The following is a 22502-nucleotide window of genomic DNA, read 5'->3' on the forward strand; positions in this document are numbered from 1 at the left end:
CGTGGAACTATACGTTATAATTCTAATAACACCCCTAAAGTCCCCTCAAGGGGGACAATTTACGGATTGAAAATAACGTTTTCAGATATACGTCTTTTGTTTAAAAAAATTAAAATCACTGAGGGGACTTTAGGGGTGTTTTTCATGAATTGTACTAATTGTTTCACGTGGAACATTCATTTATTTATTTCCGAAATTACAGCTATCGCAGGAATTTAACGTCCTAAATAAACCAATAAAACAGAAATATCGTTAGGATTGACACCACTAATTCTAGACGCCTGTGAAATAGTTACGGGCTGAATCTTACTCAATTTTTGCCGAGCCTCAATACTCATTGATTTTAGTTTCGAATAATCAAAATCAGCAGGAATCTTTAAATTTTCAAGCCTATTTAATTTATCCGCATTATTCTTTTCCTTTTCTATATATCCGGAATATTTGACTTGTATTTCTGTTTGCTCTATAACTTCGGTATCTAAATCATGTTCTTGAATATAGGACTCAACTGCATCAAATTTACGTACATCATCAATCGTAATATTTGGTCTCGCATACAACTTAAACATTTTGTCTTGCTGTTTTACAGGTGCCGAATTCTTTGATTCCAACACAGGATTAGCCTCTTCAGGCGTCACACTCGTATCTCTAAAAAATTGCACAAATGCCACGGACTTGGATTCCTTTTCTTCCATTCGTTTCAAACGTTTTTCAGAAGCTAACCCCAATTTATAACCTTTAGGTGTTAACCTAAAATCAGCATTATCTTGTCTTAAAAGTGTTCTATACTCTGCACGAGATGTAAACATTCTATAAGGTTCTTCAGTTCCTTTGGTTATTAAATCATCGATCAAAACACCTATATAGGCTTCATCTCTTTGTAACGTAAACGCATCCTTCTCTTGCACTTTTAAGCTGGCGTTTATTCCTGCCATTAAACCTTGGGACGCTGCTTCCTCATATCCTGTGGTTCCATTAATTTGTCCAGCGAAATATAAACCCTCGACAAGTTTAGTCTCTAAGGTGTGTTTCAATTGTGTTGGTGGAAAATAATCATACTCAATAGCATAACCCGGTCTGAAGAATTTTACTTTTTCAAAGCCAACGACAGAACGCAACGCTTTAAATTGAACATCTTCTGGCAACGATGTGGAAAACCCATTAATATAATACTCACAGGTATTCCAACCTTCGGGCTCTACGAATAATTGATGCCTATCTTTATCCGCAAATCGATTTATCTTATCTTCAATAGATGGACAATAACGCGGTCCCACACTTTTAATTCTTCCATTAAACATTGGCGAACGGTCGAAACCTTCACGCAACAAATCATGAACTAATTCACTCGTGTAAGACATGTGACACGACCGTTGTTCTTTTAGTGGTTTTGTAGTATCTAAATAAGAAAACTTTTCAGGATTTTCATCACCTGGCTGTTCTATCATCTTAGAAAAGTCCAGAGAACGACCATCAACTCTTGGCGGTGTTCCAGTTTTCATTCTTCCAGATTCAAAACCTAAATTCACCAGTTGTTCAGTGATACCAGTTGCAGCTCTTTCGCCTGCTCTTCCTCCGCCGAAATTTTTGTCTCCAATATGAATTAACCCATTCAAAAATGTTCCGTTTGTTAATACAACACTCTTTCCTTTAACCTCGACTCCAAGTGACGTTTTTACGCCGACTACTTTATGATTCTTAACTAATAGACCCGATACCATCTCTTGATAAAAATCAAGATTCTCAGTGCCTTCCAAAAGTAGTCGCCAATCTTCAGCAAAACGCATTCTGTCAGATTGAACTCTTGGACTCCACATCGCAGGACCTTTAGATTTGTTAAGCATCTTAAATTGAATAGCCGAAGTATCAGAAACAATGCCACTATAACCACCAAGCGCATCAATCTCTCTTACAATTTGCCCTTTGGCAATTCCTCCCATAGCTGGATTGCACGACATTTGGGCAATATTTTGAAGGTTCATTGTAATTAACAACGTCTTACTTCCCATATTCGCAGCGGCAGCAGCAGCTTCACTTCCTGCATGGCCAGCTCCTACAACTATAACATCATAAACATCATTAAACATATAGTAATTCTTTTTGTTCCACGTGGAACAATTATACTCCTTAGAAATAAGGATTCTTTTTTATTAAATAAATTTGAGAAAACCAACTATCCTTTTTAACAAGGAATTTTTCAGCCCGCGAATATACAACCAAATCGTGACTATAAATTTCGTTTTGCTAGATAGTAATCTTCTTTTGAACGCATCAACTTTGCCTCATCTTCAGACTTATCCTTATAACCACAATAATGCAGAATACCATGAATCATAACTCTTGTCATTTCATTTTCAAAAGACACCTCAAAATCAGAAGCATTTTCCTTCACTCTATCTACCGAAATATAAATTTCACCATGTAGCTCCTTTCCTACTGAATAGTCAAAGCTAATAATGTCCGTCAACGTATCATGATTTAAGAAATCGACATTCAATTGATGTAGATAATTATCTGAACAAAAAATGTAATCAATATCGCCTACTTTACAATTTTCCTCTAAAATAGTTTCTGTTATCCAATCGGAAATCTGCATCTCCTGTTCTAAACTAAAATCGGTTTCGTAGTTAAAACTAATCATCGGCCTTTTTAAAATACTCTTGAATCTTCTTCTTAAAATGATTCTGCAAAGGTAAGGCTTGACGATTTAAAATTTCAGTCGTATTAAAATATTGTTTCGCTGTCGGAATCTGACTAGGGTTATTTTGGTTGAATTCCTCTTTATTGGTTTCCGATTTCCGCTTTGTATCTTGGCCTTGCATGAAGGTTGCATTTTCTAATTTAAGCAACTGATGCTGCAGATCCATCATCTTTTGAAGCGTTTGATTGGTAAAACCCGTATTCAACAAATCCAGTTCAATATCTTCCATCTGTTTAATTAATTCACCAGCAGATTCAATCTTTCCTTCTTTTGCTAATCGATCTTCCAACGCTTGACGCAACTGCTGTTGTTGTTGGTAGATCTTGAATAATTCCCCATTCTGTTCTTCACTTCCGCCTTCGCCATAACCGTTGTTCTTTTCGCCTTCGCCATTTCCATCAGATCCGTCACCACTATTTTTACCGTTTTTACCATTCTTTCCGTCTTTTCCTTCTCCATTTTTACCCTCTCCACCTTCACCTTCTTTTTGGCCGCGTTGATTGCCTTCACCTTTTTGCTCTCCATTTTCGCCAGACTTTCCGCCTTCGCCCTCTTTTCCATCCTTGCCTTGCTCGCCTGGCTTTTCGCCTTCACCTTCTTTTCCCTCTTCTCCAGGTTTCTCCCCTTCGCCTTCCTTTCCTTCTTCTCCTTTTTTTCCTTCCTCCTGCTTTTTGACGCCCTCTTCCATTTCCTTATTCAACTCCTCTTGTGATTTAATAATATCCGGTAATTGCGAATCGCCTTCCCCTTGACCAGGAGACGGATTCATAGACATTTCCATATTATCTAAAACATCACTTAAAAAACTTGCCAATTCATTGGTTGAGGTGACAGCATATTGCTGTGCACCGACACCTTGATATAATCTATTTTCAGAAAGTTGTTCTAGGGCTTTGTCGATGTTAAAATAGACCTCAGTAATCTGGGAATTGACCTTTTCAGAAATCTTTGGTTGCCTTAAGGATAAGGCAAATAGACTATCGTCGATATGTTCAAAATGTTCTCTTAAATTACTTTGTTCAATTATATACTTTCCGTAGTTGTTATTATTGATACCTATGCTTTCAAATGTTTCCATAAGTCCTTCTTGATCAAAAGAATATAGCAGCAAATTCTCTAGAATTTGACGTAAGGCATCAATATCTTCAGACATTTGATCGCCTCCACCGCCACCTCCAGCTTTCATTTTCATCATCTCACTCATTTGTTTTATTTTTTTAGCGGCTTTCTTTTGATTTTCTTTCGCTTTCTTTTGCTGCTCCTGAGCTTCCTGTGGCTTCGCTTTAGATTCGCTCTCTTCCTTCTTTTCTAATGCTTCTTTCGCTTCTTTTTGATCGAACTTTATTTCATCCTCCAAAAACTCATCCCTTTCAATTTTCATTGGTTTTTGAAGTTGCCTGTCCTCTCGTTTCAACTCTTCGATGTCTTTTTGAAGTTGATCAAAATTATTATTCAACTTTTCCTGCGCTTCTTTGGTGTTCGCTTTGTCTTTTTCGGCTAACTTTTCCTGTTCTTCAGCTAATTTTTCCAATTCGCTAGAGACTTTTTCTGCTTTCTTCATCACATAAAACCGCTTGGTCAATTCCAAAAGTTGTTTCATGCTACGTTTCTTATTCTTATTTTGTTTAGCTAATTCTTCTAGTTTTTGAGTGAATTCCTCTTTATTGATTTTATCCTTTAACTCTTCTAGTTCTTTTAAAAGTTCTTCATCTTTCTTGAGTTGTTCTTCATTTTCTTTTAAACGTTCTTTTAAGTCCTCCTTAAATTGATCATTTTTCTTTTCGTCCTTTTGAAATTCTTCTAAATTATCCTGAAGTTTTTTGTTGAAATTTTTCATCAACTGCTCCTGATTTTTCTGACGTTTTAAGAACTCTTCAAATTTCTTCTTGTCATTAAAATTTAAGCTTTCTTTTTCCTTTTGTGTTTTTGATAATTCTTCAAGTTGTTTATCTTGCTCTTGAAGCTTATCAAAAGTTTTACTGATGTCTTTTATGGTTTCGTTTTGCTCATTGAGTTGCTTCTGTTCTTCTTCATCTTCGGTTAATTTTCGGTAACTAAAAACAGAACTTTTGGTGCGTTTGTAATTGTGAATGGCATCGTTGTCAAACACTTCAAAATAGAGTTGGTAACTGACCCCTTCTTCCAAATTAAACTGATTGGGAAATGCACTGACAAACTCACTAAAATTTGATTTTGATATACTGATAGGCTCAACCACTTTTTTGGACTCATCCTCAGCCGGATAATATACTAACTGCAGCTTTGTTAATCCGTAGTCATCGCTCGCTTGTCCATAGAAATAAAGGCTTTGCTGATCTATTGAGTCTTTTTGAACCTTGATATTCATCTCTGGATAAATATCTTTGACCACATTGATATTGTATGCTAAATTTTCGTAATCCTTCAGGTCGTTGTTACTGGTTGTGATGCTGTAATTATAGTTTTTATAGAGTCGTTTTGTCGCTTCAAAATTGCCCTTCTCGCTTGGTTTAAAACTTAAGGTGTCTTCAGCATAAATTTGAACTCCTGTGGTTGATTTTGTTTTGGCTTTCCATGTTACATTGGTACCTTCAGGAATGACAGCAGAACCTGTACTCTTCAAAACCTCATCCTGCTTTTTAGTGTGTGCAGGATAGTCTAAAACCATTTCAAAATTAATCAGGTTTGGTGTATTGACCACATTTAATTGATAAGGTTTTGAGGTAACATCGTTGGCAGAGAGATTGAATTCTAAAGCTTCTTTAGGTAAACTAAAGGTGAATTGAAATTCGCCGGCTGCAACTTGCTGTAAAAAGTAAGACTGACCGTTGAATTTAATCTGGGCGTTTTCGGGAATAACGTTTCCAACAGTTGATACTTTTAATTTAAAGTCTTTATTCTCTATGGCTTGCAAGGGTTCGTTCAATACAAAAAACTGAAAAGGTGCTGGTGGTTCGTAAGCGGTTTTATAATTTACAACACGTTCGTAACTATCGCTAAACCAATTTATTTTTCCTGTTAAAAAGGACAATAACAATATAGCGACGGGAATTGCCGCATATTTTAGGTATTTGGTATTCGACTTAAAATTAATAGCCGATTTAAACGGAATAGGCTGCAATTCTTGGGATTTTTGCTCTATACTTGCGATTAATAAATCGGATTGTTCTAGATTTTTATTGAGTTGAAGCACATTCAGCAATTTATCGTTAACCTCTGGAAAATGACTACCAATTAATTTGGAAGCGGTTTCAAAATTGATGCCTTTTCGCAGTTTGAATAAATGCGCTAATGGAATGGCTATGAATTTTACAAAAAGTGCTAGTTCTACGGCAACAAATGTCCAGAATAGTATAGTTCTTGCTGTTGGATTGAGCCATAACACGTATTCTACGAATAATGTGATAATGAGGTATAGCAAACCAATGGCGAAAAATAAGATGGCGCCTTTTAGCAGTTCATTGGTGTAATACCTTTTAATGAACTGTTCTAATTTTTGTTTTATGGTATTGAAATTGCTCATTTAATATTTTTCTTTTCTTTTTTCTCTGTTAATTTTATTCGTTTATTCTTATTGTTTATATATGTTCTCATAATGTGCTTAGCAATTGCCTTGATGCTAAACGAACCAACCTGCCTGCCGGCAGGCAGGAAAATCAAAACGATTTGTTAGGAAATTACTCATTTATTCCTATTGTTTTAATTTTGTTTTCGTGAATGTTGCACATTTGCAAGCATCATTCGCTGATACATTAATAATTCTATTTCCTTATATAATCTAGTGTTCCAATTCTAGATTTCATAAATTAACTCTATTTATGGTTCATTATTTCTGAAAATCGTTGAGTCCGACTTTGTCGGAACTTTTGTACTTTACAATCTTTTGATATTCGTTTTATGAGATTGTACGTTAATTATAATTTTTCTAACATTGCTTCCTCTAGGGTTTCATTGTTTGTATCTCAAGACTAATAGCTAATACATCACTCAACAGTCAACACTTACTAACCGTCTAATCTACGATTTTATTTTATATGCAATTTCGTTAAAATTGGTAAGATTCTGTTAATTTAGAGGTCTAAGGTGTTAAATTGGGTTGAAATATTTAGCATTTTGAGTTTTAACGATTAAAAGAACTAAAGTCTATGACGTTTTGACTGCGCTCAGAATGACATTTAGTACAACAATTTAATGCATGAAAGATTTAAAATACTTAGCAGCATTCACAATTCCTTTAGTTTGTTTTTTAGGATTAACACTCAGAGGCTATTGGGTTTGGGCAACACCATTTTATGCGTTTGTTTGTATTCCCATTTTAGAACTTATTTTTCCAATAGATACCAATAATTTGAAACCTGATGAAGTTGAAAGTAAATTAAAAATTAAGTTGTTTGACTGGTTGCTGTATTTGAATCTTCCAATTGTTTTTAGTTTGGTTATTTATAGTCTTTTTACAGTTTCAAACGTAGCACTGCTAACTTACGAATTTGTCGGTATCATTTTTTCCGTTGGTATTGTTTTGGGTGTTAATGGCATTAATGTCGCTCACGAACTCGGGCACAGACAAGCTACAAACGAACGCTTTTTGGGTAAAGCACTACTTCTACCCGCTTTTTATATGCACTTTTATATTGAACATAATTTTGGTCATCATTTACATGCAGCCACTCCGGAAGATCCTGCAACGGCACGCTATAACCAAAATGTATACTCCTTTTGGTTCACCTCAACATTTCGGCAATATGTTAATGCTTGGAAAATTCAGCTTAAGTTGTTGAAAAATAGAGAATCCCGATTTCTCAGTATTTACAATGACCTATTTTGGTATTCTATCTTTCAAATAGGCTATGTAATTGCCATTGCATTACTATTCGGTACCTCTGCTTTACTATTTGCTGTTTGCGCTGGAATTGTTGGATTTGTTCTTCTCGAAACCGTTAATTATATTGAACATTATGGGTTATTAAGGTTGAAAACAAAATCAGGACGTTATGAACGTGTTAAGGAAATGCACTCTTGGAATTCTAATCACGTTATTGGGAGAATTGTGTTATATGAATTGACTCGACATAGTGATCATCATTACAAATCCTCAAAAAAATATCAAGTTTTAGATTGCCATAGCGAAAGCCCACAAATGCCTTTTGGCTATCCAACGTCTATGGTTTTGGCTATGATTCCGCCTTTATGGTTTAAGATTATGAATAAACGAGTACCAAGGAAGATGATTGTTGAATAAGATTTTTAAGAGACTAATTTTTTGTCAAAATTCGTGCATTTCTTTTCAAACCAGTGAATCCCTCCCAAATAGCGGGATTAGTTCAACTAACTATTTAGAATGGATTGTTTGGCAACTTGTAAAAATAGTGTTTCACTAAAAAAACTTCATGCTTCGCACTTCCAACTTCGAAGCTATAATTTTATCTTTGTACAAGATTCTGAAATAAATTCAGGATGACAAACTATTACTATTTTCCAGTTATGTCTAAAAAAGTACGTGTGCGATTTGCACCAAGTCCAACAGGACCATTACATATTGGTGGTGTGAGAACCGCTTTATTCAACTATTTATTTGCCAAAAAACAGGGTGGCGATTTCGTGCTTCGTATTGAAGATACAGACCAAAACCGTTATGTTGAAGGTGCAGAAGCTTATATTGTTGAAGCATTAAATTGGTGTGGCATTTCCTTCGATGAAGGCCCGCATTTGACTGTCAGTGCAGGCAATAAGAACGGAAAATTCGGTCCTTACCGACAAAGCGAACGCAAAGATTTATATAAACAATATGCGGACGAATTAATTGCCAATGGCAACGCTTATCATGCTTTTGATACGGCTGAGCAATTAGATGGACACAGAAAAGGCCACGAAGCCGAAGGCAAAACCTTCATCTACAACTGGCATAACCGTGAAAAAGGCCGTTTGATTAATTCTTTGGTTTTGCCTGAAGCGGAAACGAAAGCTAAAATTGATGCTGGTGAGGACTATGTGATTCGTTTTAAATCACCTCAAGATAAAACCTTGCATCTTACGGATACTATCCGTGGCAATATGACCATTGATACCAATGTATTGGACGATAAAGTTCTCTTTAAAAGCGATGGTATGCCAACCTATCATTTGGCGAATATTGTAGATGACCATCTAATGGAAATCACGCATGTGATTCGTGGTGAAGAATGGTTACCATCTTTAGCCTTACATCAATTATTATATGATGCCTTTGGTTGGGAAGCACCTGAATTTGCACATTTACCGTTGATTTTAAAACCAACAGGAAAAGGAAAACTTAGCAAACGTGATGGCGACAAAATGGGCTTTCCTGTTTTTCCTTTAGAATATACAGCTCCAGATGGTAATGTATCTATAGGTTATAAGGAAGAAGGTTATTTTCCTGAAGCTGTTGTCAATTTCTTGGCGTTTTTAGGTTGGAATCCTGGTACGGAACAAGAAATTTTCAGCTTAGAACAATTGGTTTCGGATTTTGATTTAGCACGCGTAAATAAAGCAGGTGCGCGATTTGATCCAGATAAAACCAAGTGGTTCAATCATCATTATATGCAACAACAGCTAGATTTGGATTTGGCTGCACAATTTAAAGCGATTCGACCAGAATTGGCGGACTTTGATATCAATTATATCGCTTTAGTGGTTGGTTTAATAAAGGAACGCGCCACATTTGTTCAGGATTTTTGGGAATTGAGTCACTTCTTTTTTACAGCGCCAACGTCTTATGACGAAAAAGCGTCTAAAAAAGCTTTGAAGGATGAAACTCCCGCACTTCTTCAAGAAGTAATTCGCATTGTTACAATAACAAAGGAATTTACGGTTCAAAATTTACAAGCTAAAATTAAAGGTTGGATTACTGATAACAATATCGGATTTGGTAAAGTAATGATGCCATTACGTTTGGCTCTGGTTGGTGCTTTACAAGGACCTGATGTTTTTGATATAATGTTTATGATTGGGAAGGCTGAAACGGTTCAGCGTATTGAGAGATTGATTAAAGAGAAATAATTCTAGACCTTTCAGGTTTTGAAAACCTGAAAGGTCTGAAAATATGAAAAACATGAAGTCATATTTTTTTATTCTAGTGATTCTTCTTTGCTTTTGCACTTCATGTAAAAATGAAAAAAAAGCAGATACAAATTCAATTGAAAAAGAATTGCCTTTACACAATAAACGTGTATTGATTTTAGGCAATAGTATCACACAACATGGTGGTTATGTGGACTTTATGGAATATTATTTAAGAACACACTATCCTGATAATCAATTAGATATTATCAGTATTGGTTTATCTGGTGAAACTATTTCTGGAACTTCGGAATCTGGTCGTGATTTTCCTAGACCAAATGTTAGAAAACGATTAGACAGTGCTTTACACATCATAAAACCAGAAGTAGTTTTGGCGTGTTATGGTATGAATGATGGCAACTACCATCCACTGGATAGTTTAAGGTTTGAAGCCTACAAAAAGGGGATTTTAGAATTGAAAACCAAGGTTGAAACGCATGGTGCTCAACTTATTTTGATGACTCCGACGGTTTTTGACCCTAATCCAATTGAAAATCGTGTGTCGAAAGCAGGTGAACCTTATGAATATTGGCATCCTTATTATAAATATAATGACGTATTAACCGTTTATTCAAATTGGTTGTTGAATCTAGAAACAGAAGCATTACATGTCGTGAATTTACACCATCATCTGGATTCTATTTTGACAACTATGAAGCGTATAAAATCAGATTCCACGTTTGTGCCAGATGGTGTTCATCCCAACAAAATAGGACATTTCTATATGGCTAAAAAGATTCTAAATGATATATATCCTGAAATTACCATTGAAAATCCTAATTTGGAAATTGAACGTTTAAAAGACAATTCACTTTATGAGTTAATACGTAAACGACGTGAATTGCGCTCTGAGGGTTGGCGTAATTATGTTGGTTATACTAAAAATGGTGACACTATAAAATCTGATGATATTTCATCGGTTAAAGCGGAAGTGGAATTGTTGGATGATGAAATTCATTCGTTAACAATAAGATTGCCGCGTCCTTCGTCCTCGCAATGACATTACCTCTCTCATAATCGTAGTTCATTTCAAATAGTCTCAATAATAATTTAAAATAACTTACTTTTAGTGTTTCTTATTTTTTCAAACTTAAACAACACGTTATGGGTAATTTTATCTTAGTTCCTATTCTAATTTTTGGATTAGTCATATTAGCTTCATCCTTTTTTTTAGTGAAACAACAAACCGCAGCGATTATAGAGCGTTTCGGTAAATTTCAAAGCATTAGACATTCTGGCTTACAAATGAAAATCCCTCTAGTAGATAAGGTTGCTGGTCGATTGAGTTTAAAAATTCAACAATTGGATGTTATCATAGAAACCAAAACTTTGGATGATGTATTTGTAAAACTGAAAGTTTCTGTGCAGTATAAAGTCGTTACAGAACGTGTATATGATGCCTTCTATAAATTAGATTATCCGCATGAACAAATTACAAGTTATGTATTTGATGTGGTACGTGCCGAAGTGCCAAAAATGAAATTAGACGATGTTTTTGTAAAAAAAGATGATATTGCATTAGCCGTAAAAGCAGAATTAAATGATGCCATGATGGATTATGGCTTTGATATTATTAGAACTTTAGTTACTGATATTGACCCAGATCCTCAAGTAAAAATAGCTATGAACCGGATAAATGCGGCAGATAGAGAAAAAACAGCGGCTCAGTATGAAGGTGATGCGCAACGTATTTTAATTGTTGAAAAAGCAAAAGCGGAAGCCGAAAGTAAGCGTTTACAAGGACAAGGTATTGCAGATCAACGACGCGAGATTGCTCGAGGATTGGAAGAATCCGTGGATGTTTTAAATAGAGTTGGTATTAACTCCCAGGAAGCTTCTGCATTAATCGTTGTTACCCAACATTACGATACCTTACAAGCTATTGGACAAGAAACCAATAGTAATTTGATTTTATTACCGAATTCGCCACAAGCAGGTAGTCAGATGCTCAACGATATGGTCGCTAGTTTTACAGCTAGTAACCAGATTGGTGAAGCTATGAAAGCTCAAAAAAATAAAAAAAAGGACGATGAATAGAGTAAAAAAAATAGTGTTTTTGGTCATTTTAGCAATAAGCACCAATCTATTTTCCCAAACCAAAGCAGAGGCCCTAAAAGATGCTAAAATAACCTCAAAAGCCACATTAGATATGGATTTTGAAACGGTTCTTAAACATACGCTTCCTTCCGTTTTGGAAATGATGGGTGGAAAAGATGCTGCCTTAAACGTTTTACAAACAACTTTTGATGGCATGAAAGCTCAAGGCTTTGTGTTTGAAAAAGCAGATGTCAACGGTGTGTCCGAAATTGTAAATGAACAAGGTCAGTTTCGCTGCGTTATTGAAGGTTTTAATCAGATGGTAATGTCTGGACAACGTATTTCCTCTAAAAGCTATCTTTTAGGTATCTACAATGAGGTTGATAAACATTGGTGGTTTATTGAAGCCAAACAACTTAAAAATACGGATTTAACTGAAAAAGTTCTACCGAATTTTGAAACTCAGCTCAATATTCCTGAAGATGATATGAAGGTCGAAGCGATAGAAGATTAGTTAAAAAATTTACTCACAAAAACCTCGATAAGTTAATAGAGTGAACCCAAAAGCTTAGACAAATTTATAATTTATTTTGATAATGATGAGTTCGATACTCTATCGGGCTCATTCCTTTTAAATTTAGTTTAATCCTGTCCCTGTTATAATAATCTATATACTCCTTTATATCAGTTTTTAACTGGGATATGGATTTGTATTTATTCAAGTAAAACAATTCAGATTTTATAATTCCAAAGAAATTTTCTATTACTGCATTGTCTAAGCAATTTCCTTTACGAGACATACTTTGGGTGATCCCTTTTTCTTGTAATAATCTTTGGTATTGCTTCATTTGATATTGCCAACCTTGATCTGAATGTAATATTAATTCGGTCTGGCCAGGAGTCTCTTTAAAAGCCTTTTTGAGCATTGACACTACCTGTTTAAAATTAGGTTTTTCAGAGAGTTCATAACTTATTATTTCTCCATTGTACAGATCAATTATTGGCGACAGGTATAGCTTATCTTTAAAGACTTTAAATTCAGTAATATCAGTTGCCCATTTTTGATTGGGCAAATGGTTTTGAAATTACGTTGTAATATATTGGGTGCCGTTTCACCAATTTGCCCCTTATAAGATTTATATCTTTTAGCTCTTATACGGCTTTTTAAACCTAGTTCTCCCATTAGCTTGAGTATGGTCTTGTGATTGATCACAAAACCTCTCTTATTGATCTCTAGAGTTATTCTTCTATAACCGTACCTGCCTTTATGACGATGATAAACCTTGCTGATTAGTTGCTTTATCTCTTTATATTTATCTTCTAGATTATTTCTTTTTCGATGATAATAATAACTGCTTCTTGCCATATTGGTATGTTTTAGTAATAGTTCCAAATCATACTTATGCCTTAATTCTGTTATGGCTTGCGTTTTTTGCTTTGCTCTTCTTGAATTAAGGCTTGTAACTTTTTTAGCAAGTCCAGTTCTGCCCGTAAGGATTCATTTTCCAATTAGAAGTTCTTCCTCTCTAGTTAACGGTTTGCTGGATTTCTTTTTTGCTCTCTTAAACTGCATAGATTTTGGTTTCCCCCTAGATTTATTGTTTAAGCCTTTGATACCTGACTTTTTGTAGGTCTTCTGCCAATTCATAATTACAGATTTAGTAGGAATATTAAACTTCAAACAAGCTTGACTAAAAGATAGCGAATCTTCTTCAATAGCTTCTAAAACTTTGATCTTGAAAGGTAAACTGTAGACTTTGTTTTTTCTTGGTAACAACGCTTTTTTGCCATATTTCTCATAAAAACGAATCCAATCATGAAGTGTTGTGTGATGACAACCATTTAATTCTGAAACAGCTTCCACTGTTTGATGATGATTTAAAACTTGCTTTACGCAACGAAGTTTTAAATTCATAACTATACTTAGCTTTTCTTCCCATAAAAACACATTTGAATAGTGTCTAACTTTTTGGGTGCAGTTCATAATTTTCGAGGTTTTTGTTTTATATTTTAATTATAGACCACAAAGAATACTTCCCATAACGGTCAAGGTCACAATCCAATAACCAGCATTTACAAAAATATATTTGGTGCTTTTACGTTCAAAAAGTGCAATAGTCCCAAGAATTGGAAGCGCTCCAAGTACGCCAAATATAGCACCATGCAGTGCACCGTGTTTATAAGTTCTAAATGCATTGCCATACTCTGCCATAAAAGCATCAAAAGAGGTGTTTTTCACAAGTTCTGGATTTCCTCCTACCATGCCAAAAGCGCCCCATTGATGGTTTGTAAATTGCATTAATAAAATACTTAACATCACAGCAAAAAGTAATGCTAAGCCAAATATAACAGCAATGTTGCCGCTTTTCATACGTTCTTCGGTCATTCCTGCGGCTCGCATCCAGGTGATTCCGAATCCGAATTTTGGATTGTACCATAATGCTCCGATAAATAAAGCTGCAACTGCTGCTATCGGAATTGCGATTGGATTAATTGGTAATTCCATATTGTTTAGATTTTTAGTTGGTTAATAAGAATTAAATGTACAAAAAAACCTCAGAACTGTGGATTCTGAGGTTTTTATTGAATACAAAATAAAAAGATCACTGACCGTCTTCTTTGTATTTATCTCGCTTTTCTTTGAGCTGGTTCAAATAATTCTTTAAATCCTCTTCATCTAAACTTGCACTATTAATGGAACCCGAAGGCAAAGTACTTTTGGTTTCATCCAAGTAATTTTGAAGTTCAGGATAATTATCTTCAGTATCCCTTGTAACTGTTGAAATTTCTGTGAGTATTTTTTGAGATTTATTCATAATTAATGGCGTAGTATTAAAGTTATATATTTTAACTCTTACAATCTCAAATTAAATGTTAAACTTCAGAAGCTTCAGTCACTAAAATCTCATTTTTATCTTCCTTCGCTTTAACTATAAATTCATCGATAGCATCATTGCGTTGCAAGCCATTTTTAAGCAACACTTTTAACGCAATTAAAACAGCGATACGTGTGCCTGCTTTTTTTACTGCAGTGCCAAATAAGGGCTCTAAATCGTCGTAACTGACATTTTTTGCAAGCTTTTGTATTTCTGCTTTGGTTTTTATTTGTTTTTCTTCAGAATAGTTGGTGTATTTCTTACCTAATTGTTGAATCACACTAATAGCAGATCGCTTTTGTTGTTGAGGCTTGGACTTGTTCTGATTATTTTTTGGTTTAGGCTTTTGTTTTGCCCAACTATCTCTTAATCCCACGGTTTTGTTGAACACCAATTGTTCTGGTGTGGAATCATCATCAACATTAAAATAGCCTAAGCGTTGAAATTGGAACCGCTCTCCTACTTTGGCATCTGCCAAACTTGGTTCTACATAACCCGTTTTGATGGTTAAGGATTTGGGATTTAGATATTCCATAAAATCCTTGTCCTTGTCCGTATCTGGCGACTCGTGCATAAATAAACGGTCATATTCCCTAATTTCGGCGGTAATGGCATGTTCTATCGACACCCAGTGCAACGTTCCTTTTACTTTTTTAGAGGTGTCTTCATCATAGGTGCAATGGATTTCAGTAATGTTTCCATTAGCATCTTTTTCAACACTATTGGCTTTGATGATGTAGGCGTTTTTTAAACGGACTTCGCCTTCCAGTTGTAACCTAAAAAACTTAGCACTAGCTTCTTCCTTAAAATCTTCTTTTTCAATATAAATTTCCCTTGCAAATGGCACTTTTCTATAGCCCGCAGATTCGTCTTCCTGGTTATTTTCAGCTTCTAACCATTCAACTTTGTCTTCAGGATAATTGGTAATGACAACTTTCACTGGATCTAAAACGGCCATCACACGATTGGCTGTTTTATTCAAATCCTCACGAATGCAGAATTCTAAAAGTGATACATCAATCACATTTTCACGTTTAGCTACACCAACTTTTTCAATAAATTTTCTGATTGAATTTGGTGTGTAACCACGACGACGCAAACCAGAGATGGTTGGCATACGTGGATCATCCCAACCTGAAACGATACCTTCTTCCACCAAGCGCAATAACTTACGCTTGCTCATTATGGTATAACTGAGGTTTAAACGTGCAAATTCCCTTTGTTTTGGTGGTAATGGTAGTCTGTCACTACTGTATTCGTAAACATTATCTCTAAACCAATCGTAAAGTTTTCTGTGTGGCTTAAATTCCAGAGAACATAAGGAATGTGAAATTTGTTCCAGATAATCACTTTCCCCATGGGTCCAATCGTACATTGGATAAATACACCAATCGTCGCCAGTTCTGTGGTGATGTGCAAACATAATACGATACATAATAGGATCTCGCATTAGCATGTTTGGATCTTCCATGTCTATTTTAGCACGAAGGACATGTGTACCAGCGGGAAATTCTCCAGCTTTCATACGTTGGAATAAATCTAGATTTTCTTCAACACTTCGATTTCTATATGGACTATTTGTACCTACTTGTGTTGGTGTCCCTTTTTGCTCTGCCATAGCTTCCGAAGATTGGGAATCTACATAAGCTTTACCATCTTTTATCATCATAATAGCCCAATCGTACAGCTTCTGAAAATAATCGGACGAGTACAATTCATTTTCCCATTGATAACCTAACCAAGCAATATCTTTTTTAATGGCATCGACATATTCTTGTTCTTCTTTAGCAGGATTGGTATCATCGAATCTTAGATTCACTGGTGCATCGTACTTCTCTCCTAGCCCAAAACTAATACCAATGGCTTTGGTATGTCCGATGTGCAAATAGCCATTTGGTTCTGGTGGAAAACGAAAACGTAGTTTTTCTTTTGGTAAACCGTTTTCTAAATCTTCTTCTATGATGTGCTCAATAAAATTGAGTGACTTTGTTTCTTCTGACATTTTTCAGGTATTAGGTATTGGGCATTAGGACTACGCAAAATTACATAAATTGTACATCAATAGTGTAACTTTTCTATACCTGATTATACTAATACTATGAATAAAAATTATATTTAATATGCATTATAAATGTCCAAAATGCAATAATACCACATATGAAGTTGGCGAAATGAGAGCTACAGGTGGTACATTATCTAAAATATTTGACGTTCAGAATAAGAAATTTAGCTCTGTTACCTGTAAAAAATGCAGTTATACTGAGTTTTATAAGGCTAAAACTGGTGCACTTAGTAATATTTTTGATTTATTTACTGGTTAAATAAAACAGATAACAAACCACCTTTAATTAGAAATTAAGAATCAAGACTTTTAGATTACTTTTGCATCATGGGAACAATAAAAGTTGAAAACATAAGAGTCTTTGCCAATCATGGTTGCTTAAAAGAAGAAACAGCGATTGGTAGTGATTATAGAGTAGATTTGGAAGTTAAGGCCAATTTAAAAACGTCTTCAGAATCTGATGCCTTGAGCGATACAGTAGATTATGTGCTACTAAATAGAGTGGTTAGGGAAGAAATGGCTGTTCCGTCTAAACTTTTGGAAACGGTTGCCAAACGTATTTTAGACCGTGTTTTGGGTGAAGCTTCTTTAATTACTAAAGCCACAGTTGCCGTGAGTAAAATTAATCCTCCCATTGGTGGTGACGTTGAGATGGTTACCATTAAAATGACCAAAAAACGAAAAAAGTAATCCTATGTAGCTTAAAAAGTATATAATTTATATATTTGCACTCTCATTTAAGGTGTCGTGGCCGAGTGGCTAGGCAGTGGTCTGCAACACCATCTACAGCGGTTCGAATCCGCTCGACACCTCTAAAACCTCTAAGGAAACTTAGAGGTTTTTTTATTCTTAATTTTTATAAAAAATTAATTAAACTCTCTCACCATCTACAGCGGTTCTTCCAACTTTTTGGTGCGTTGGACATCTCAAGAAACCTTCAACTTATGTTGAGGGTTTTTTATTTTTAAATTTTAAGAAAATTTAGATTAAGATTTACACCGTTTGAATCAGACATGAATTTTACGCCTCAATAGCCTATCAGAAAATTTAGAAGTTTATTATTGATAAAAAATTAATTAAAGCCTTAATCCAGCTAGAGCAATTCTCTTTAAAATTCGCAACGTTCGACACCTTGACAAACTTTCAACTTATGCTCAGGGATTTTTATTTCTTGTGATTTAATCAATAGGATTAACCCGTTCAATTTGTTCAATACTTTTTTCATAAACCGTAGGAAAAAGACCTTGAACCAATAGAAAAATACCAAAAATCAAAATTACTAAAGCCACTATTTTCTTGGTCTTAAAAATACGTCTTGGTGTCAATTTGCTTCGTAAGCGTTTTGCGGCGGCAATTTTTACTAAATCAGTTAGGAAGTAGGAAATGAGCATCGTTGAAATAAAGATGAGTACACCATTTTCTGAGTTTGTAATGGATGTTCCTATAACTATAAAACCCAACCAGCCTAAGAGTACACCAATGTTGATAAAATTGAGTAGAAATCCTTTTACAAAAAGTTTTCCGTAGTCTTTTTTTGGCAATTCTATGCTATGATGTTCCCTAACAATAGAACGGAATGATTTTGAGGTTTTTATAAAGCTAATAAGCCCATACACAATGAGTAAAACACCACCAAAAACCAGTAGTTTCGGATCGTCCTTTATTTTATCTAAAAGCGTGTCTGTACTTAAAAAGATGACAAAGATAAAAACAATGTCGGCGAAAATAACACCCAAATCGAATATAACAGCACTAGTAAAACCTTTGGTCGCACCTGTTTCCAATAACACAAAAAAAACAGGACCAATGGTAAAAGCTAAAATAATTCCGAACGGAATCGCTGTTAAGATATCATCTAACATGTATAAACTACTGTTTACACAAATGTAAGAAACTAAGCCGAGTTTACATACGTTTTATTTTTCCACCTAGTATGGTGCTCTCATCAATTTGCTCTGGATTACCGTAAATATATACCGTTCCACCAGCTTTAACTTTGGCAATCACTGTTTCGGTAGCATTTACTTTTGCTTCTCCAGCAGCATTAATACTAACTTCTGCTTTTTCGGTAATAAAGTCTCTACCATTAAAAACACCACCTGTATAAATAGAAATATCCTGATTTTTTGAGCTTCCAGTAACATGGATAGACCCTCCAGTTACAGCTTTAAAATTTGCATAAGTCGTTTCTAAATCTGCCGTAATTTCTCCTCCTTCTTGCACACTTAAATCTATTTCGTATTGTTTAATCACGTCATTTACGGTAATATTGGCTCCTTCGTTGGCATCAATGACATCTACATTGACGTAATACAGTGTTACTGTAGTATGATTTCCATCAAAAATTTCTTTTAAAGTCATTCTTATTTTGAGGGTGCCGTTGTTATTTACAACTTCAACATTTTTAGTGTTTTCGCCGGAAATGATGACTTTATTTTCATCAGAAGATACCATTTTAACGTGAATCAAATCAAACACTTTTACCGTTTCAAATTCGCCAAGCTTTTTTTCAATGGATTCTTGGGCATTACCATTATAACCCAAAGTCAATGCTATTAATAATATTAAATATTTCATGTTTATAATTCTTTATTTTAAAGTAATTACTTTTTTACTGAACAACCATTTGAGTTGAATTTCGTCGCCTGATTGTTTCTTAACAATGCGTCTTTGTGGTGATAAAATTACAGTAATAATGGCCGAAATTGCCGTTAATACGTAGATATTGATATCCTTAAATACCATTTGAATTCCGAATCTTACGACTAGATAAGTAACGCCAAATATTAAGAAAACGTATAAACCTGCTTTTGTGCTTGTCTTCATTATTATACGGATACTTTTACTGCTGTTCCTGTTACGGAAACCATGGCATAATTACTGGTTGTAAGTTCGATTTCAACTTTAATGCCAACTATCGCATTTGCTTTTAAATTTGCTGCATTATTTTGTAAGGTTTGAAATGCTTCTTCCTTTACAGCTTCTATACTATTTTGCAATTTGGTATAATATTTTGAAGTACTAAAACCCATAGCAACAGTTTCTTTATTGATTGCGACACCTGTAACTATACCTAAGTAATTTATGATGTTATGGTTTTCTATGGAATTGGTTGTTGTTAGGATCATATTGATATTCCTTTTTTCACAAAGATTACACAGATTTTCATGGATATAAATGTGAAAATGATTTATTGATTTTTGAAATGAACTAATGTCAATGTAAAACTAAAAAAAAATCCATTTGTAAAATGAATTCTTTCATTCTAAATACATTTTTTACACGAATTTCACGAATTAGCACAAATACAAATTTGATCAAAAACGATTAGTGATTATTAGTGAAATTCTTATCACTTTTTTTTACTGAAAACTGAGACCCGCCCGAACGTGCCTTTTCGGTACGGGCAGGCTGCGACCGTAAACTAATCCGGTTTTCCGACCATATAAAAATCCAAATGCTTCTTCGTTAAATCTGCATTTTTAACTTTTACAATAACTTCATCCCCAAGTTGATACATAGTTCCTGATTTTTTACCAATCATAGCATACTGGTCTTGGTCAAACTGGTAATGATCATCTTTCATATCCCGCACACTGACCATGCCTTCACATTTATTGGAAATAATTTCTATATAAATTCCCCAATCTGTAACTCCAGAAATAACACCCATAAACTCTTCGTCTTGATGATCTTGCATAAAACGAATCTGCATGTATTTAATCGAATCACGTTCGGCTTTAGTCGCTAAATATTCCATGTTACTTGAATGCTTGCATTTCTCTTCGTAAATCTCTTCGTTAGCGGATTTTTCACCATCCAAATAACGTTGTAATAAGCGATGCGCCATCACATCTGGATAACGACGGATTGGCGAGGTAAAGTGACTGTAATAGTCGAATGCTAAACCATAATGCCCAATATTGTGTGTGGTATATTCGGCTTTAGACATGGTTCTAATCGTCAGCGTATCCACTAAATTTTGTTCTTTTTTTCCAACCACATCTTTTAGTAAATTATTTAAAGACGAAGCGATACCACCTTTATCTTTAAAATTTAATTTATGTCCAAAACGGGCCACAACGGTTTGCAATTGTGCTAATTTGGCTTCGTCTGGTTCATCATGTACACGATAAACGAAGGTTTTCTTTTGTTTTCCGACAAATTCTGAAACCTTTCTGTTGGCCAACAACATGAATTCCTCTATCAATTTATTAGCATCCTTACTGGTCTTAAAGAATACACCAACTGGATTTGCTTCTTCGTCCAGATCGAATTTCACTTCCACTTTATCAAAAGAAATCGCACCTTCTCGCATTCGCCTAGAACGCATTTTTTTGGCAAGATCATTCATTTTTAATACGGCAAAAGCAATATCATTTGAGGTTTTGTATTGTTGTTCGGTTAAAGAAACTTCAGATGGAATTGTAGTATCAATTTTTTCTGGGTTCTTTTGCGCTTCCACTGCGCTGAGTTTGACATTGCGCTCTATAATTGCCTGTGCTTCTTCATAAGCAAAACGGGCATCAGAATAGGTTGCTGTTCTTCCGAACCATTCCTTTTTAATTTCGCATTTATCATTCATCTGAAACACGGCAGAAAAGGTATATTTTTCTTCATGTGGACGTAATGAACAGGCGCCATTTGACAACACCTCTGGTAACATTGGTACAACTCTGTCTACTAAATAAATAGAGGTGGCGCGTTCGTAAGCTTCATCGTCCAAAACTGTTCCTGGTTGTAAATAGTGGGAAACATCTGCGATATGAATTCCTATTTCATATAAGCCGTTATCTAAAATTTTAAAGGATAAGGCATCATCAAAATCCTTGGCATCTTTTGGATCTATGGTAAAGGTTAAATCTTTACGCATGTCTCGTCGCTTGGCTATTTCTTCAGCCTTAATTGACGTATCTATTTTATTGGCGAAAGCTTCAACTTCTTGAGGAAATTCGCTTGGTAAACCATATTCTGCTAAAATTGCATGGATTTCCGTACTGTGTTCTCCTGGTTTTCCTAAAACCTCAATTACTTTACCATTGGGCGAATCAGCTTTTTCTGGCCAATCTTCCAAAGCTACCAACACTTTATAACCATCTTCGGCTTTCATGGTTTTATTGATAGGTACAAAAATATCGGTGTACATTTTGTTGCTATCCACTACCACAAAGGCAAAGTTCTTTTTCTCATGAATTTGAATGGTTCCAACATATTCCGTTTTTGCACGTTTAATAATATTGGTAATTTCTCCTTCTTGTTTCCCTCTATGCTTTCTTTTATAGGCGTAGAATTCTACTTCGTCACCATTTAAAGCTTTATTAATGTTGTTTGAAGCAATGAAGATATCTTCTTCAAAATCGTCTGAAATTATATAACCATTTCCTTTTGAAGCTAAATCTAAAATACCTGTATGATATTCGGTATTTACGATGGCTTTAAATTTACCACGATCTACTTCTTCAATCTCTTGTTTTGCTTTAAGCTGTTGTAGTTTTTTTATAATCTGATTGCGACTACTGGCATCGTTGACGCCTAGTTTTGCTGCAATTTGTTTATAGTTGTAAGTTTGGTTTCTATCTTTTTTTAAAATACCAAGAATTGTATTTGTGAGGTTGGAAATCTTATTGTTTGATGATTTCCTTTTTTTCTTTTTTGTCATTTAATTTGTAATCTTATTGAATGTAATTGTCATTCGGAATGAAACGAAGAATCTCTTAAAGTGAGATTGCCACGCTGCGCTCGCAATGACATTTTTAAACTTAATTAAGGC

At 34.9% G+C, this 22502-nt stretch carries 21 protein-coding genes and 1 tRNA gene; 8 read left to right on the forward strand and 14 right to left on the reverse strand.

Going from position 1 to position 22502, the window contains the following annotated elements; all coding sequences use genetic code 11:
* Positions 1-215 precede the first annotated feature (215 nt).
* From mnmG to HM990_RS18700, 3 genes are all read right to left on the reverse strand, one after another.
* Entirely contained in the window at positions 216-2087 is a 1872-nt protein-coding gene (mnmG, locus tag HM990_RS18690) for a tRNA uridine-5-carboxymethylaminomethyl(34) synthesis enzyme MnmG (RefSeq protein WP_178991340.1), read from the reverse strand.
* Between the two features lie 140 nt (positions 2088-2227).
* Positions 2228-2641 (reverse strand): rRNA maturation RNase YbeY, encoded by a 414-nt coding sequence (gene ybeY, locus HM990_RS18695; protein WP_178991350.1) that lies wholly within the window; start codon positions 2639-2641, stop codon positions 2228-2230.
* Positions 2634-6203 (reverse strand): DUF4175 family protein, encoded by a 3570-nt coding sequence (locus tag HM990_RS18700; RefSeq protein ID WP_178991352.1) that lies wholly within the window; start codon positions 6201-6203, stop codon positions 2634-2636. The genes ybeY and HM990_RS18700 overlap by 8 nt, the downstream gene beginning before the upstream one ends.
* 672 nt (positions 6204-6875) lie before the next feature.
* On the opposite strand from HM990_RS18700, the gene HM990_RS18705 reads away from it, so the two are divergent.
* From HM990_RS18705 to HM990_RS18725, 5 genes are all read left to right on the forward strand, one after another.
* Positions 6876-7919, forward strand: coding sequence for an alkane 1-monooxygenase (locus tag HM990_RS18705; RefSeq protein WP_178991354.1), 1044 nt, complete (start codon positions 6876-6878; stop codon positions 7917-7919).
* Between the two features lie 242 nt (positions 7920-8161).
* Positions 8162-9697, forward strand: a complete 1536-nt coding sequence (gltX, locus tag HM990_RS18710) for a glutamate--tRNA ligase (RefSeq protein WP_178992106.1) — start codon at positions 8162-8164, stop codon at positions 9695-9697.
* A 52-nt stretch (positions 9698-9749) separates the two neighbouring features.
* Complete coding sequence (locus HM990_RS18715; RefSeq protein WP_178991356.1) at positions 9750-10757, forward strand: SGNH/GDSL hydrolase family protein; 1008 nt, start codon at positions 9750-9752, stop codon at positions 10755-10757.
* Between the two features lie 104 nt (positions 10758-10861).
* Positions 10862-11794, forward strand: a complete 933-nt coding sequence (locus tag HM990_RS18720; RefSeq protein WP_178991358.1) for an SPFH domain-containing protein — start codon at positions 10862-10864, stop codon at positions 11792-11794.
* Positions 11787-12308 (forward strand): hypothetical protein, encoded by a 522-nt coding sequence (locus tag HM990_RS18725; protein WP_178991360.1) that lies wholly within the window; start codon positions 11787-11789, stop codon positions 12306-12308. Before HM990_RS18720 ends, HM990_RS18725 begins: the two co-directional genes overlap by 8 nt.
* Before the next feature lie 64 nt (positions 12309-12372).
* Here HM990_RS18725 and HM990_RS18730 read toward each other — a convergent pair whose 3' ends face one another.
* The 6 genes from HM990_RS18730 to HM990_RS18755 form a co-directional block, all read right to left on the reverse strand.
* A complete protein-coding gene (locus HM990_RS18730; protein ID WP_178991362.1) occupies positions 12373-12867 on the reverse strand; it encodes an IS3 family transposase in 495 nt (164 codons plus the stop codon).
* Complete coding sequence (locus HM990_RS18735; RefSeq protein WP_178991363.1) at positions 12792-13160, reverse strand: IS3 family transposase; 369 nt, start codon at positions 13158-13160, stop codon at positions 12792-12794. Before HM990_RS18735 ends, HM990_RS18730 begins: the two co-directional genes overlap by 76 nt.
* Positions 13161-13292: 132 nt before the next feature.
* Positions 13293-13709 carry a helix-turn-helix domain-containing protein gene (locus tag HM990_RS18740; protein ID WP_178991365.1) on the reverse strand — a complete coding sequence of 139 codons (417 nt, stop codon included), beginning with the start codon at positions 13707-13709 and terminating at the stop codon, positions 13293-13295.
* A 99-nt stretch (positions 13710-13808) separates the two neighbouring features.
* Positions 13809-14300 carry a DUF1761 domain-containing protein gene (locus HM990_RS18745; protein WP_178991367.1) on the reverse strand — a complete coding sequence of 164 codons (492 nt, stop codon included), beginning with the start codon at positions 14298-14300 and terminating at the stop codon, positions 13809-13811.
* 97 nt (positions 14301-14397) lie between these two features.
* Positions 14398-14610, reverse strand: coding sequence for a hypothetical protein (locus tag HM990_RS18750; protein WP_178991369.1), 213 nt, complete (start codon positions 14608-14610; stop codon positions 14398-14400).
* A 58-nt stretch (positions 14611-14668) separates the two neighbouring features.
* Complete coding sequence (locus HM990_RS18755) at positions 14669-16672, reverse strand: glutamine--tRNA ligase/YqeY domain fusion protein (protein ID WP_178991371.1); 2004 nt, start codon at positions 16670-16672, stop codon at positions 14669-14671.
* Between the two features lie 118 nt (positions 16673-16790).
* Between HM990_RS18755 and HM990_RS18760 the strand changes: the two genes are divergently transcribed.
* The 3 genes from HM990_RS18760 to HM990_RS18770 all read left to right on the forward strand — a co-directional run bounded on the left by HM990_RS18760 (position 16791) and on the right by HM990_RS18770 (position 17544).
* Positions 16791-16991, forward strand: a complete 201-nt coding sequence (locus tag HM990_RS18760) for a zinc ribbon domain-containing protein (RefSeq protein WP_178991373.1) — start codon at positions 16791-16793, stop codon at positions 16989-16991.
* A 68-nt stretch (positions 16992-17059) separates the two neighbouring features.
* Entirely contained in the window at positions 17060-17422 is a 363-nt protein-coding gene (gene folB / locus HM990_RS18765; RefSeq protein ID WP_178991375.1) for a dihydroneopterin aldolase, read from the forward strand.
* Between the two features lie 51 nt (positions 17423-17473).
* Positions 17474-17544: transfer RNA gene (locus HM990_RS18770), tRNA-Cys, on the forward strand.
* A gap of 366 nt (positions 17545-17910) precedes the next feature.
* Here the strand turns inward: HM990_RS18770 and HM990_RS18775 are convergent.
* From HM990_RS18775 to HM990_RS18795, 5 genes are all read right to left on the reverse strand, one after another.
* On the reverse strand, positions 17911-18594 hold the full coding sequence (locus HM990_RS18775) for a LysE family translocator (protein WP_178991377.1): 684 nt from the start codon (positions 18592-18594) through the stop codon (positions 17911-17913).
* A gap of 43 nt (positions 18595-18637) precedes the next feature.
* Positions 18638-19309 carry a head GIN domain-containing protein gene (locus HM990_RS18780; protein WP_178991379.1) on the reverse strand — a complete coding sequence of 224 codons (672 nt, stop codon included), beginning with the start codon at positions 19307-19309 and terminating at the stop codon, positions 18638-18640.
* 12 nt (positions 19310-19321) lie between these two features.
* A complete protein-coding gene (locus HM990_RS18785) occupies positions 19322-19558 on the reverse strand; it encodes a hypothetical protein (RefSeq protein ID WP_178991381.1) in 237 nt (78 codons plus the stop codon).
* Between the two features lie 2 nt (positions 19559-19560).
* Positions 19561-19860 carry a heavy metal-binding domain-containing protein gene (locus HM990_RS18790; protein WP_178991384.1) on the reverse strand — a complete coding sequence of 100 codons (300 nt, stop codon included), beginning with the start codon at positions 19858-19860 and terminating at the stop codon, positions 19561-19563.
* 296 nt (positions 19861-20156) lie between these two features.
* A complete protein-coding gene (locus HM990_RS18795; RefSeq protein ID WP_178991386.1) occupies positions 20157-22391 on the reverse strand; it encodes a ribonuclease R family protein in 2235 nt (744 codons plus the stop codon).
* Between the last annotated feature and the right edge of the window lie 111 nt (positions 22392-22502).

The organism is Winogradskyella schleiferi, assembly GCF_013394655.1.
GTDB lineage: Bacteria > Bacteroidota > Bacteroidia > Flavobacteriales > Flavobacteriaceae > Winogradskyella > Winogradskyella schleiferi.